Genomic DNA, 16,319 nt, shown 5'->3' on the forward strand with positions numbered 1-16,319 from the left:
AGGGAGGCCCCCTGTCCGCCAAGTTTCCTGCTTGTGACGGCCTGGCTAACCGTCAATCGTGCTCGGTCAGCAGCGACAATGCCTCAAGCAGATTCGGGTCCAGGTCATTCGACCGGTGATGGGCCCGACTGAGCTGCTCGCTGAAGCCTGGCGCGGCCACAGGGAACGATGGCTCACCTTCACTCACCTCCAGCCGCACCTTGTCCAGGTCCAGCACCAGGCGATAGTGATGTGCTTCCCCTTCACTGCCTCGGCTATCGATATCCAGCGTCACCTTTTCCAGCGCCGCCGAGCGTTCGATCAGCAACTGACCGATCGAGGGACGCTGAATCCAGTCCGGCAAGGCTCGTCCCCCGGGTAATGACACCTTGATGTCGCGTTGCCCTTCCGGCAGCTTGAGCCACGCCCGCTCGTTCTCGACCAGAGCCTCCAGCGTCGCTCGGCCATCGCTGCTTGCCCACGACGTCGCTCGCACCTCACCGGGATGAGCCAGCGACCTGGCTTCCTGCAGCATCGAGGAGTTCCAGGCGCTGGATTCTCTCGGCTGATCCTTGTTTACCACCTCCATTTCAGCGTCGGTCAGCGCCGAGATGCCGTGTACCGCCGCTCTTACTGCCCCATCCGCAGACAGGTCGGCAAGGCCACCAAGGCCTCCGTACTGATTGACCACCTCATCGACCATGCCATCGGCATGCATCAAGGGCCCTTCAGCATCCGACTCGACATCCTGCGACGGGACTTCGGGCGCACGGTCACCGATATACAAGCTATTGAGGGGCTCCACCGTCACCGAGACGGTCACGTAGGTTACACCGCCCTGCCCGTCCGACACCGCGACGACAAAGCTGTCGCTGCCGGAGAAGCCTGCTTCCGGCACATAGACGAAGGATCCATCCGGGTTCAGGGTAAGCTGACCGTGTCGAGGACCGTCATCCAGCGCGAAGGTGAGATCATCCCCTTCAACGTCCGATGCCACCACCTGACCAGCGGCGGCTTCACCGCTACCGGTGACGATAGGATCGGCACTGGCCACAGGGGCGTCATTGACCGGCTCAACCGAGACGGTGACTACCACGGTAGTGGTGGCACCGCTGGCGTCGGTCACGGTCACGCTGAAGCTGATATCGCCACTGACGTCGGGATCGGGCACAAAGGTGAAGGTGCCATCCTCATTGAGCGTGACGCTGCCGCCGCCCGGTTGATGGTCGAGACGGAAGGTCAGGTCGTCATTGTCCACGTCGGTGGCGACGACACGCCCCTCGACCGGGGTATCCTCGGTGGTGACGATGGGATCTACGCTGGCGACAGGGGCGTCGTTGGCGCCGAGAACGCTGATCGTCAGCGTCGCGGTCGAAACACTGCCATCGCTGTCGGTGATGGTGTAGCTGAAGGTCTCGGTGAGCGTCTGCCCCGGTTTGAGCGCGTCCACCACCGGGTTGCTGTTGTCCAGCGTATAGGAATAGCTGCCGTCCGCGTTCAGCACCAGGCTACCGTAACGGCCCTCCACCGGCTCGCCAACGCCACCTTCGGGCGATGACTGACCTGACCCGACCGCCGTGACCCCGCCATCCACCGCAACGTCATCGACACCATAGTGGTCATTGAGGAGGACGTTACCGCTGCAGTCGCTTCCCGGCTCTGAGCCTTCCTCGCTCACCTCACCACGGTCATTGCCGGTGCCAGGACCATCATCGATGATGGCGATGGCCAGGGTACCAATGTTGGCGGTGGTCTCGCCCTCCACGTCGGTGACGCCGATGGCGAAGCTGTCGTTGACCGCGCCGCCGGAGTGATCGGCCCTCGAGGCCAGATAGTAGGTATAGCTCACCTCTCCGGTGGCGGGGTCGTAGTAGCGCAGCACCAGGGTGCCGTGATCGCCGGTCACCTCGATGGGATGGCTACCACAGTCCTTGAGCTGATCCAGGCTGATGGTGCTTCCCCCCTGGGTCAGGCTGGACAGACTGTCGGCTGGTCCAAGGGTAAAGGTGCCACTGTGGCTCAGGCCCAAGCCCTCGTGGCTGCCTCCTGTCAGACCGGCCTCGTCAACCGACCCATCGGTGGTGGCGTCGCCTGCTGAATCGCCCCCTCCTGGCTCACCGCCTCCATCCCCCAGCCCACCGACAGTCACCTTGTCGTCCACCGCCGTGACCGAAATGCTCAGGCTCGCGTCGGAGGTCGCGCCCCCATCGTCACTGACGGTGTAGGTGACCAGTGGCACTTCGCCGTTGTAGTTCAGCGCCGGCACGAAACGGTAGCTGCCATTGGCGCTGATGGTCAGCTCGCCGACGCCTTCGATGACGGCGGTCTGCCCTGCCAGGAAGGTTCCCTCGATACCATCGTGAAGCCCGTAACACTGAGGCTATCGCCCTCGATATCGCTATCGTTGGCCAGCAGGCCGTCTTCGGCGGCGACCGTCAGAGGCGTGTCCTCGGCGATCGTGGCCTGGTCGTTCTTGGCGGACGGCGCGTCATTGACCGGTGTCACCGAGACATCGACCTCCACCGTGACGGTGGCACCGGAAGGGTCGGTCACGGTGACGGTGAAGCTGGTGTCGCCGTTGAAGTTGGCATCCGGGGTAAAGGTAAAGTTACCTTCCTCATCGAGGCTAACGGTGCCACCCTCAGGCTGCGCATCCAGACTGAAGGTGAGCTCATCGTCATCGACGTCGGTGGCGATGATCTTGCCATCCACCGGAGTATCCTCGCTGGCGGTCACCTTTTCCGCAGAAGCCTCCGGCGCGTCGTTGGCTCCACGAATGGTGATCGTCAAGGTGGCGGTGGCGAGATCGCCGTCGGCGTCGCGAATCTGATAGCTGAACGTGTCGGTCCGCGTGTCACCGACCTGGAGCCCGTCCACCTCGCCATTGGTGTTGTCCAACGTATAGCTATAGCTGCCATCGGCGTTGAGGATCAGGCTGCCGTAGCTCCCCTCTAGCGAGACGCCGGTGGCCCCATCGAGACTTCCGCCTTCCACACCTACCCCGACCACCGCCCCATTGGCATCCGCACCATCGGCACCCGGGCGATCATTGGCCCAGACGCTGCCTGCGCCGGCAGCACCGTCCTCGACGACTACGCCGCTGTCATTGGTCGCACTCGGACTATCATCGTCGATGTCGATCACCAGCGTCCCGGCGTCGGCGGTGACCTCACCCTCCACGTCGGTCACGCTGATCATGAAGTCGTCGCTGACCGGCTCGTTGGAGTGATCTGCGTTTGAGGTCAGCAGATAGCGGTAGCTGACCGAACCGGTGGCGCGATCGTAGCCTTCGATGGTCAAGGTGCCGTAGCGGCCCTCGATCGCGATGGGTGACGACGCGCTGGCCTCGAGCTCGGCAAGGCTGATGCTGCGACTGCCCAGGGTAAAGCTCGCCAGGCTGTCCGCCGGCCCCAGGGTAAAGCTGCCACTATGGATCAGCCCGTTACCTTCATCGCTGCCCCCGGCCAGGCCGGCCTCGCTGACGGAGCCGTCACTGATGTTGCCTCCCTCGCTGCCATCGTTACCGTCGCCCAGGCCGCCCAGGTTGACCTGGTCATCCACCGGCGTGACCGTGATGTCCAGGGTGGCGGTGCTGGTCCCACCCTCGCCATCGCTGACGGTGTAGGTGATCGTTGGTACCTTGCCGTGGTAGTTGAGTGCCGGTTCGAATCGCCAGACACCATCGGCCTCCACCGTCAGCTTGCCGACACCATCGATGGTGACGGTCTCACCGACATCGATGCTCTCGCTCATGCCGTCGACGCGAACGTCCACGACCACCAGGCTGTCGTGATCGGTCTCGATGTCACTGTCGTTGTCGAGCAGACCAGGCAGACTGTCGTCGCTCGACGAGTCAAGCGGCGTGTCCTCGGGGGTACTGGCGGTCTCGCCGGTCACCTTCGGTAGATCATTGACCGCCTCCACCTTGACCGTGACCTCGACAGTGGTGGTACCGCCATTGCCATCGGAAACCGTGACCTTGAAGGTGATATCGCCATTGACGTTGTCGTCGGGGGTGAAGGTAAAAGTGCCATCGTCGTTGAGCGTGACCTTGCCCCCGTCGGGCTGCGCGACCAGATCGAAGCTGAGGTCATCTCCTTCAACGTCACTGGCCTCGATGGTACCGCTGACCGGGGTATCCTCCTGGGTCGTCAATGCATCGACGCTGGCCGTCGGCGCGTCGTTGGCCCCCTCGATGGTGATGGTCAGAGTCACGGTGGACGTGCTGCCGTCGGCGTCGGTGATCTGATAGCTGAAGATCTCGGTCAGCGAACCACCCGATTTGAGGCTATCGACCTCCGTATTGGTGTTGTCCAGGGTGTAGATATAGCTGCCGTCAGCGGCCAGGGTCAGACTGCCGTATTTGCCGACAACCTCGCTACCGACACCGTCTGAGCTGACGCTGGAGCCCGGGCCCGACGCCGTCACCGTGACGTCTCCATCGGCACCCTCGCGGTCATTGGTCAACACACTACCGGCGCCGGCATCGCCGTCCTCGGCGACGCTGACGCTGTCCTTGGCGGCGATCGGCGCGTCATCGAGAATCTCGACCTTGAGGTCCTTGCCGTAACCCTTGGTGTCGTTGCCGAAGGTATCGGTCATCGACACCTCGACGTGGTCGAACACCGCGCCTCCGGAGTGATCGGCCTGCTCGGTCAGCACGAAACGAAACGTCACGGTGTTTTCCCGCACGTCGGTGCCGTCGCCTAGCTGGTAGCCGATAATCTCGAAATAGCCGTGATCGGTCTCGATGCGTACCGACGGATTGTCGGCGGACAACGCTGCCAACTCGCTCGGGGTGAAACTCGTGTCGCCGATGGTCAGGGTCTCGAGCTGCTGCTCCACTCGGTCCACCACCGAGAATGATCCCTCGTAGATCACCTCACCCGAGTCTCCAGGGTCTGTGCCGGTGGCGCCATCCGTGTTGAGTTGAGCTTCGTCTACCTCGCCCCCTTCCGTGCCAACGACCGCCGTCGTGCCGTAGATGCGAATGGTCAGGGTAGCGGTGGCCGTATCTCCGTCAGGATCGGTGATCTGGTAGGTAAAGGTGTCTGAAACGTGTCGCCCGGCAGGCAGCCCCTTGACCGTGTCCGAGTCGAAATCGGGTACATAGCGGTAGCTGCCGTCGGCGTTCAGGACAAGGGTGCCGTATTCGCCCTGAAGCCCCTGTCCGATATGGGACGCCGACGGCCCATCTGATCCTGCCCCCACTGCACTGACCGTGCCACCGTCACCGCCCAGGAGATCGGCGTCACCGTCCATGGCATCGGGATCGTCGCCTCCGTCTCCGGTCAAGACGTTTCCATCGGCGATGCTGCTGGGTTGATTCGGCTTGTTGATCGCGTCGTCGACGTCGTTCACGGCCTTCGGTGCATCATCGAGTATGGCGATCGACAGGGTACCGGCATCCGCAGTGACGTCACCCTCGACGTCGGTGACGGCGATCGCAAAATCGTCACTGACAGGCCCCTGGCTATGGTCGGCGTGTGCCGTGAGGGTATAGATATAGCTGACCGTGCCACTGGCCCTGTCGTAGCCATTGATCACCAGCTCGCCGTGGCCACCCTGGATCCTGATCGGCGTACCGGCACTGTTGACCAGCTGGTCAAGCGTCAAGGTGGTTCCGCCAAGGCTGATACTGGCGAGGCTGTCCGCCGGTCCCAGGGTGAAGCTGCCGGTATGGGAGACGCCACTACCCAGGGTACCGGTCCCCCCCGCCAGGCCGGACTCGCTGACCTGTCCATCGTTGGCACCATCACCGTCATCACTACCATCGCCCAGACCACCGACGGTGACCTTGTCGTCGACCGCCTCGACGGTGAGCTGGAGCGTTCCGGTGGTAGTTCCGCCGGCACCATCGCTGACGCTGTAGCTGATCTTTGGCACGTCACCGTGGTAGTTCAGCTCCGGCTCGAAGCGGTAGGAGCCATCGGCGTTCAAGGTGAATTTGCCGACGCCCTCGATGGCGACCGTCTCGCCCGGCTCGAAGGTTCCCGTCACGCCCTCGATGGAAAAGCCGCTGACGCTGAGACTGTCACCATCCACATCGCTGTCGTTGGCCAGTACCCCATTGTCCTTGTTCACCACAAGGGGGGTGTCTTCACTCGTGCTGTTGGTGTCCGGTTTGGCGACAGGGATATCGTTGACCGCATCCACCGCAACCGTGACCTCCACCGTGGTGGTACCGCCGTGACCGTCGTCTACCGTGACGCTGAAGCTGACATCACCGTTGACGTTGGCGTCGGGGGTAAAGGTGAAGCTGCCGTCTTCATTCAGTGAGACCGTGCCCCCGTCCGGCTGGGCCACCAGATCGAAGGACAGCGAATCGCCATCCACGTCGCTGGCGGTGATCTTGCCGGAGACCGGCGTGTCTTCAGGCGTGGATATCGCATCCACGCTGGCCACAGGGGCATCGTTCGCGCCCATGATGGTGATGGTCAGGGTCGCTGTACTGGTATCACCATCGGCATCGATGATCTGATAGGTAAAGACCTCGGTCAGGTGCGCCCCCACCGCCAGCGCGTTCACCTCAGTGTTCGTGCTATCGAGTTTGTAGAGGTAGTTGCCGTTGGCATCGAGGATAAGGCTACCGTAACTACCGGCGACGCTGCTGCCGACACCGCCGCTCGGCGATTCCTTGCCGCTGCCCACCGCATTGACCAGCCCCTTGCTGGGGGCACCATCGGCTCCAGCCAGATCGTTGCCGATGACCGAGCCGCTGATGTTGCCACCGTCCTCCACGGCCTGGCCGGTATCGGCCTTGGCCACCGGTGCATCGTCGATGATGGCGATGGTCAGAGTGCCCGCATTGGCGGTGACATCTCCCTCGACGTCGGTCACCCCAATGACGAAACTTTCGTGGATCGCACCATCGCCATGGCTGGCATTGGTGGTCAGTGTGAAGGTGTAGCTGACGATACCGGTCTTCTGGTCGTAGCCGGTGATGGTCAGCCGACCATGGGTGCCGTTGATCTTGATCGGGGTGGTGGCGCTGGCCTCCAGCTGCGCCCGAGTAATCGATGTAGTGCCAATGGACAGGCTTGCCAGACTATCGGCGGGCCCCAGCGTGAAGCTGCCGCTGTGGGATATCCCGCCGCCCGCCACATCCGAGCCACCGGTCAGGCCCGACTCCTTGACAGAGCCGTCGGTCATGGCGTTGCCGTCACTGCCATCGTTGCCATCGCCAAGCCCGCCCAGGCTGACCTCGTCATCCACCGGCTTGACTGTGATAGCCAGCGCACCGCTGGTGGTCCCGCCGTTTCCATCACTGACGCTGTAGGTGACCTTCGGCACGCTGCCGTTGTAGTTGGTCGCCGGCACGAAGGTATAGGAACCGTCGGCGTTCAGGGTCAGGGTCCCCACCCCGGCAATGGTGGCGGTTTCGCCCGCCTTGAAGCTGCCCGTCACGCCCTCGACACTGAAGCCGCTGACGCTCAGGCTATCGCCTTCCACATCAGCATCGTTGGCCAGTACCCCCTTGTCCTTGGCGACCTCGAGTGTCGTGTCTTCGTTGGTCTCGGCCTTGTCATCCACCACCGTCGGGGCGTCATTGACCGGCGTCACCGTGACGCTGACCTCGACGGTGACGGTGCCTCCGTTGCCGTCGGAGACGGTTACGCTGAAGGTAATGTCACCATTGACGTTGGCGTCGGGAGTGAAGGTGAAACTGCCATCCTCACTCAGGCTGACGGTACCGCCTTCCGGCTGGGCGACCAGATCAAAGGACAGGTTATCGCCATCCACGTCCTCGGCCACGATGCTGCCGTCCACCGGCGTATCTTCCGATGTGGTCAAGGCGTCGACCGAGGCGGTCGGTGCATCGTTGGCCCCCTTGATGGTAATGGTCAGGGTGACGGTGCTGGTATCGCCGTCGGCGTCGATGATCTGGTAGCTGTAGGTTTCGGTCAGGGTCTCGCCCTGCTGCAGTGCATTGACCATGGCGTTGGTGTTGTCCAGCGCATAGACATAGCTGCCATCGGCGTTGAGCGTCAGGGTGCCGAAGCTGCCCACAAGGGCGCTGCCGACGCTTCCCCCATCGGTGGATTCGGCAACACCCACCTTTGACACCTTGCTGCCATCAGCGCCCTGCCGGTCGTTGCTCAGAACGTTGCCTGTGGAGGCGGCGCCGTCCTCGGTCACCGAACCGGTATCGGCGGTGGCCGACGGCGCATCATCGGTGATGCGGATCGACAGGGTACCGATACCCCTGGTGATATCTCCCTCGACATCGGTCACATCGATGGTAAAGCTGTCCTTCACCGCACCACTTGAGTGGTCGGCGGCGGAAGTCAGGGTGTAGCGATAGCTCAGCGTCCCGGTCTGGCGATCATAGCCCTTGATCGTCAGGGTCCCGTGGCTGCCGCTTACCTTGATCGGCGTCGTGGCACTGGCCTCGAGCTGGGCCAGCGTTATGGTTGAACCACCCAGGGTAAAGCTCGCCAGGCTGTCCGCCGGACCCAGCGTAAAGGTGCCGTCGTGGGTCAGTCCTGTGCCCTCGGCATCGACCAACCCTGACTCCTTGACCTCTCCGTCGACGCCGTCCCCGCCATCACCGAGCCCGCCCACCGACACGCTATCGTCGACCGAATCGACCGTGATGCTGAGGGTGGCGGTGTCGCTGACGTGCCCGTCGCTGAGCACATAGGTCACCTTGGGTACGCTGCCATGGTAGTTGAGCGCGGGATCGAAGCGGTAGGAACCATCGGCGTTCAAGGTCAGGGTCCCCACCCCGGCAATGGTAGCGGTTTCCCCTGCCGTGAAAGTGCCCGTCAGCCCCTCGACGCTGAAGCTTGCCACCGACAAGGCATCGCCATCGATATCACTGTCATTACTCAGCACGCCCTCGTCCTTGCCAACGATCAAGGGGGTGTCCTCCGCTGTGCTGGCGCTGTCGTCTGACGCGACCGGCACATCATTGACCGCACTAACCTTGACCGTCACCTCTACCTGGGTCTTGCCGCCGTGGCCGTCATCCACCGTGACGCTGAAGGTGATGTCGCCGTTGACGTTGGCGTCCGGCACGAAGGTGAAGGCGCCGGTGTCCTCGTCGAGGGTGACGGTTCCCCCCTCGGGCTGAGCATCAAGGGTAAAGCTCAAGGAGTCACCATCAGGGTCCTCGCCGACGATGGTGCCCGTGGTCTCGCCGTCCTCTGCACACTTGGCGGTGATATCCTCCGCTGTCGGGGCGTCGTTGGCGCCCTTGATGGTGATGGTCAGGGTCGCCGTGCTGGTATCGCCGTCAGCGTCGGTGATCTGATAGGTAAAGGTCTCGGTGAGGGTTTGCCCCTTCTGCAGGCCGTTGACCGTAGCGTTGGCGTTGTCCAGGGTGTAGAGGTACTTGCCACTGGCGTCCATCACCAGGCTACCGTAGTCACCGGCAATGCTGCTGCCCACACCCCCCGAAGGCGCAGCCTCGCCCTTGCCGACCGCGCTGAGTGCACCGCTGTCGGCGGCCCCATCGGCCCCCAGGGTGTCATTGGAAACGACATTGCCCGTCAGCGAACTGCCGCCGCTGGCGTCCTCGTCGACGCTGCCCTGGTCTGCCTTGGCGGTCGATACGTCATCGACCACCAGGATGGCCAGCGTGCCTGCGTTGTAGGTCTCGTCGCCATCGCTGTCGGTGGTGCCGATGGTAAAGCTGTCCAGGACCGGATCCGACCCATGATCGGCGACGGACGACAGGACGTAGCGGTAGGACACGACCCCGGTATCGCTGTCATAGCCGTTAATCGACAGCTCACCGTAGCTACCCGTGATGGTGATCGCGGTGGTGCCACTGGCCTCCAGCTGTGCCCGGGTTATCATCGTGACACCGATGGTCAGGCTGTCGAGGCTCGAGGCAGGCCCCAGGGTAAAGGAGCCCGTGTGCACACTACCACTGCCGCCGGCGGCAGAGCCCCCGGTCAAGGCCGATTCGTTGACGCTGCCATCGCTGCCGTCGCTGCCATCCCCGAGGCCGCCAAGTGACACGCTGTCTTCCACCGAGGCAACCGTAATGGTCAGGGAACCGCTGGAGGTCCCGCCCTTGCCGTCGCTGACGGTGTAGGTGATCTCCGGGACACTGCCGTGGTAGTTGGGCGCCGGGGTAAAGCTGTAGGAGCCATCTGCGTTGAGCGTTAGCGTCCCCTTGCCGGGGATGCTGGCGGTCTCACCCGCAGCGAAGCTGCCGGTGACTCCGGCCACGCTGAAACCGGAGATGGCCAGACTATCCCCGTCCACATCGCTGTCATTGGCCAGAAGTCCTTCGCTCTTGTCGACACTCAGCGTCTCGTCTTCCTTGGCATCGCCCCTGTCGTTGGTGACCACAGGGGCATCATTGACGGCGTTCACCGTAATCGTAAGCGTCGAACTGGCGTAGCCTCCGGATCCCTTCAGGGTGTAGCTGATGATCGGCAGTGCACCGAAAAAGTTCGCCACCGGATCGAACCGGTAGGAGCCATCCTTGGCCAGCGTCAGCTTGCCGATGACATTGCCGTCACTGTCCTTGACGGTATTGGCCTGCCCCAGTACCAGGGCGGTATCGGCCACGCCGTCACCGTCGGTGTCGATGGCCGCCGAGGCGATTTCGGTGGCCCCCGCCAGGGTATCGTTGGATAACAAGCCCTTATCCTTGGTGACCACCAGCGCCACATCCTCATTGGTCTTCCCGGCGTCTTCCACCGCCGTCGGCGGATCGATGCTGTCACGGTAGTCCAGGTCGAAACCGGGTGGCGAGGCGTCGCTACCGTCTGCTGCGATATCGTTGTCGTCGTCAGAGAGCCCAAAGTTGCCGTCAACAAGGTTCTCATCATTGGCATCAAAGCCATCGTTGGCGTCCGATCCCTCGAAGATGTCGAGGAGCCCGTCGCCGTCGGTATCGGTGCTGTCACTGAGCGACGTTGCGCCATCGTCGCGCTCGGCGATATCCAGCTTGCCGTCGTTGTCGGAGTCGCGATCGAGGTAGTCTGCCGTGCTGTCGCCATCGGTATCGACCGGCGTCAGCCCTTTGCTGGCAGTAGCGGTGGTATTGCTGGTGTCCTTGTCGTAGGCGTCATCGAGCCCGTCCTTGTCGGCATCGGTGCCAGAAGGTTTTATATAATCCTGGGTCGTCTGCGCCTCGACATTGTCGGTGATGCCATCATTGTCACTGTCGATATCCAGGTGATCAAAGACGCCGTCTTTATCACTGTCCCTGTAGGCCGCATGGTTGCCGGAACTGGCAAGCCCCAATTCCCTTAGCTGAAGCTTATATCCTTTTATTGAGGGGCCAGTTTCATAGGTACTCGTGATAACAACTTCAAACCGGAGAACGCCGCGATACACATGACTAAAGTTATAAATATCGTGCGTACTCGTATTATCACCACCAATATTCGCTAAAACTTCCTCGCCCAGCAGCCCATCCTTCCCATACACCCTGATAGTAGCTGATCTTATCCCATCACCAACAATACCGCGATCATTGGCAATATAAAATTGATCGACCGTCAAACCAGCATCTGACAAGGAATCTGCTACAGAGACAGATATCACTATTGGCGGATTGAGCTCCCCTACTCTACCTCCTGTATCGATATATACCGAGCTTCCACTCGATTCATCACCATCGAACATATTTCCAGCTTCACCCACAACAACGTCGCCGCCATCCACCTTGATGGATGTGTTGTCCCAGTAGTCTGTTCCTATCCAATTTCCCGAGACACCCTCGCCCCACTCGTTGATATCAAGGATTCCATCATTGTCATCATCGATGTCCAAGCTATCTGCGATTCCGTCACCATCAGTATCAATCTGACTATCACGATAATCCAGGTCGGAACCGGGGGGCGAAGCGTCGCTGCCGTCGGCCGCGACGTCGTTGTCGCTGTCGACGAGGGTGAAGTTGCCGTCAACAAGGTTCTCATCATTGGCATCATAGCCATCGTTGGCATTCGATCCCTCGAAGATATCCAGCAGGCCATCATGATCGGTGTCGGTAGCATCCGTGATGGCCCAGGCGCCATCATCGCGTTCGGCAATATCCGGCATGCCATCGTTGTCGGAGTCGCGATCGAGATAGTCTGTTGTGCTGTCGCCATCGGTATCGACCGGCGTCAGCCCCTTGCTGGCCGTAGCGGAGGTATTGCTGGTGTCCTTGTCGTAGGCGTCATCGAGTCCGTCCTTGTCGACATCGGTGCCAGAAGGCTTTATATAATCCTGGGTCGTCTGCGCCTCGACGTTATCGGTGATGCCATCGTTGTCGCTGTCGATATCCTTGTCATCGCAGATACCATCACCATCGGTATCCTTTGAAATATATTGAAATGCCACCCGATCCATGGCGTAGTCACCGTTTCCTCCGCCCCCGTCCTGATCGACCACCATCACGATGCCATAGTTGCCGGCCTTGCTCAGATCAAACACACCGCTAAACGTCTTGAAACTACCGCCTCCAGGAAGATCGCCGATAAGACCGTACGCCAGCGTCTTGACGCGCTTCCCGGCATCAAAATCCCAGATAAATATATTATAGCCATCCGAACCACGTGAATACCTTTTTGTGAGATCGAAGCTGTATCGATAGTCACCTGCCGCCAACTCCTTGCCGAACTTGTAGACAAGTGACTCGCTGCCATCCGCTGCATTTGCCAGGCTATGATTCCCACCATTTTCACCAGGACTGATCTCATCAAAAAGCCCCCCCGTCAGCGATGAGTTCCCTGTACTATCAACCCAAACAGGCTTTGAAGTATTGTTATCAACAAGGTCTGAGCCGCTGAAATACCAACCGGAGGAATCCCCACCGGAAAATCCGCCATTCTCAACCAGGTTTGGTCGACTAAAGTCATACTCGTTATCGTCGATAATCCCATCATTATCATCATCGATATCGACGCTGTTATCGATGCCATCGCCATCCGGGTCGAGACGAGCACTATCACGATAGTCAAAGTCAGCTACGCTCGGCACCGCGTCCGACCCATCCGCGCTGACGTCGTTGTCACTATCGAAAAGGGTAAAGTTCCCATTCTTGATCAGCTCGTCATTGGCATCAAAGCCATCATTGGCATCCGCTCCCTCGAAGATGTCGAGCAGACCGTCGCCATCGGTATCGGTTTCACTAGTGATGGACCAGGCCCCAGCGTCGCGCTCGGCGATGTCCTGCTTGCCGTCGTCGTCGGAGTCGCTGTCGAGGTAGTCTGTGGTGCTGTCGCCATCGGTATCGACCGGCGCCAGGCCCTTGCTGGCCGTAGCGGAGGTATTGGCGGTGGCAGCATCGTAGGCGTCATCCAGGCCATCCTTGTCCTTGTCGATGCCGCTGGGCGCCACATACCCCTTGCTGGACTGGGCCTCGATGTTGTCGGTGATACCATCGTTGTCGCTATCCAGGTCAGCAGAATCAGCGGCTCCGTCTCCGTCACTGTCGATCCTGCCGAAGAATTCGACTTCTGTCACCGCAATACCTGATCCACCTCCCGCCTGCTCTTTAATATTGAAAAACTGAATACTTGCCACGCCGTGAATATCTTTCGGTATATCCATATGAAGTGGCCAACCCGCCGCCCCTTCGGGGATAGAGTTAGTGGCAGCATATCGAGTGCTTGAATAGATCAAGTCCCCGGAAGAATTATAAAACCTGATCTCACCTATCGAGCCAATAGATTGCGAATCATTAAGTATACTTCCCGCATTGTTCCACAGATCGATCCCATAGATACGATCGATGGGTGGATCAAAGTTGAACGTAAAATCGCTGATTTGCTCTGCAGTGGACGAGATAAAGTAAGTGTTTGTTTTCCCGTCTACCAGGCGATCCAGATCACTCGAAGAAGCCCCGCCGCTCGTCACGCCGTTGCAGGTTATTTTCTGTGACCCACCTTCCACTGAATCGAGAATACCGTCCCCGTCATCATCGATATCGTCGACATCCAGGACGCCATCTCCATCGATGTCGGAGCCCCCGGCAGCACGCTCGCGCCCGCCCTTCTGGGCTTCCACGTGCTGCAGGGCGCTCATCAATACATCATGGCCTGCATCATGATCCGCGGAGCCCGCATCTGTCGTTGCGACCGCGGCGTCAGCCGCTTGCTTGACGTTATCGACGGTGGCGGTACTGGCAGCATCCAGCAACACCCGGGCTTCGAGTTCGCGAATCAGTAAGTCGTCCTTGATCATGTCGGATCTCCCTCTTTGAATTCGGGCTGACCGTCACCTGGACGTGTCAGGTTTAAATGACTGCGACGCCTATGACCCCCACTCACGCACCAGCACCTGGGCCACGCGGCGTGCCATGCTGGCTGCCAGGCTCGACGGTTGCCCCTCCAGGTGAAGCTCCCCGCGAAGCTCGGTGAGCGGCGACGATTGGTCCTGGTCAGAGACCGCCATCAGTTCGAATAGCGCACCTTCCGGTACGGAGCGTTGGTCATCGGGCCGTGCCGCGATGGGCCCGCCGTGGTCTGACGCCAACATCCACTGATCGACGTAACGGGAAGCGGCGGCGGCGATTCGCTCGACGTGCATGGGGGTCTGCGGCCAGAGACGTTCGTCATCGACAAAAAAACAAGGCTGACCGAGCGCCAGCAATCCCAGATCATCGCTGCTGACGTAGCCACGGGCGGATAGCCGATCCGTACTGGCTACCAACGCCAGACGAAGGTCTGTGCCGACCCAGCGGCCCGGATGCAGGTAGTCGGCAAGCTCAACCACCGTGCCGTCCATGGGGGCGATGACGTCGAGCCGACGACGTTGATCGGTGAGTCCAGCGAGCTGCTGGCGTTGCATGTCCCGTTCGCTCTCCAGCACCAGACTCTGGGACAGGTCCGTGTTGTCGGCACTTCGTCGGTCCAGGCGTCTATCCACCAGATTCAGATGTTCCTGCACCGTTCTTTCCCGCTGTTGCAACGCTGGCACTTCGAGCCTGACCAGTACCTGCCCCCGCTCGACGACATCGCCGACGCGGACCAGCACCTGCTCGACCCTGGCGGCGCGATGGGCAAACACCGGAACCTGTTGACTGGCACCGAACACCACCGGCACCGTGATTCGATGAGGCAGAGGCAAGGCAACGAAGACAGCGATGCCGGCGGCCACCGCCAGGGTCATCAGAACGCGCCGGCCGGCCTCCCTGCGTCTTTTCCACCAGACCATCAGCTCACGCAGTATCGGCATGACAATGAACCATAGAATTTCCACGCTGAAGAGAAAGACGCCCAGCACCTTGAAAAAGAGGTGGTAGACCACCAGGGCAATCCCGAGAAACAGAAAGAAGCGATACACCCATACCGCCAGGGCATAGCCGATCAATACCCGGCGCTTGGCACGACTCAGCGCTTCCGGCGGCGTATCGCCAAAACCGAAAAGCCCTTCCCTCAACCACCAGCGCCCCATGGCAAAGCCCCGCTCCTGCAGGTTGACAATGCCGAGCAGGTCACTGAACAGGTAGTAGCCATCGAAGCGCATCAGGGGATTGAGGTTCACCGCCAGGCTCAGCACCCAACCGGTGGTGGCAAGCGCGAAGGCCACGAAGCGCAGTGCGCCATCCGGTAGAAAAACCCAGGCCAGAGTGGCATAGACAGCGATGACCAGTTCCACCGCCACCCCGGCCAGATCGATCAGCACACGTTTGCGCCGCCGGGGCAGCCGCCAGGCATCGGTGGTGTCGGTAAACAGCACCGGCATCATCACGATCAGCGCCACCCCCATGCTCGACACACGAACCCCAAAGCGGGTCGCACAGAAGCCGTGGCCAAGCTCATGCAGCGTCTTCACCAGCACCAGACTCAGGGAAAACGCGACCACGCCGGAAACGCTGAACATCGCCGGCAAGGTGGTGAAGAAGCTCTCCCACTGGCGAGAAACAAGGTAGAGGCCAATGACACCCAGGATCACCGTGAAGAGCCAAAAGCCTCGATGAAAGAAGATGGCGACCAGCGGTAGGCAGCGCTTCAACCCTCGCCCTGGATACACCAGGGGGATACGCACGAAAAGGTAGTGATGAAGCAGCCACTTCCACCAGGATGGCCGGCTGGCCTCACGATATCGCCGAGCCTTGTCGAAGCTGCGGCCTTCGCTGGCCTCGAGCAGGTCGTTGTGATCCAGAAATTGCTGGATCTGGCGAATATCATCTTCGCTGATGTCGACGTGTCCGCGGGCGTCAAGACGTCGTCTCAAAGCCTCCACCGTCCCCGCCGACCAGCAGGCGAGAATATCGACGACCCTGGCATCAATCTCGAAAAACCGTCCGGCCAGTGGGTCATGAATCTTCCAGCGAGCGGCCTTGCCTGGTTCTGCCCCACCTTCGATCAGCTCGAGCTCCTGACGAAGCGACCCAAGCAGCTCCTGCTCTGCTGAATCGGACGTGTCCTGCATTGCCCTGGCCA

General features: G+C 60.9%; 3 protein-coding genes. All 3 read right to left on the reverse strand.

What is annotated here, in order from left to right; genetic code table 11:
* Window positions 1-52: 52 nt before the first annotated feature.
* Complete coding sequence (locus KUW00_RS10540; RefSeq protein ID WP_315901129.1) at window positions 53-2,332, reverse strand: Ig-like domain-containing protein; 2,280 nt, start codon at window positions 2,330-2,332, stop codon at window positions 53-55.
* A complete protein-coding gene (locus tag KUW00_RS10545; protein WP_222569032.1) occupies window positions 2,275-13,395 on the reverse strand; it encodes an Ig-like domain-containing protein in 11,121 nt (3,706 codons plus the stop codon). Before KUW00_RS10545 ends, KUW00_RS10540 begins: the two co-directional genes overlap by 58 nt.
* 789 nt (window positions 13,396-14,184) lie before the next feature.
* Window positions 14,185-16,308, reverse strand: coding sequence for a site-2 protease family protein (locus KUW00_RS10550; RefSeq protein ID WP_222569033.1), 2,124 nt, complete (start codon window positions 16,306-16,308; stop codon window positions 14,185-14,187).
* Between the last annotated feature and the right edge of the window lie 11 nt (window positions 16,309-16,319).

Source organism: Halomonas sp. DP5N14-9 (genome assembly GCF_019802175.1).
GTDB lineage: Bacteria > Pseudomonadota > Gammaproteobacteria > Pseudomonadales > Halomonadaceae > Halomonas > Halomonas litopenaei.

Excerpts from the sequence above, each read along its gene's own strand:
- KUW00_RS10550 (WP_222569033.1), bottom strand. The coding sequence starts at position 16,308 with ATGCAGGACACGTCCGATTCAGCAGAGCAGGAGCTGCTTGGGTCGCTT.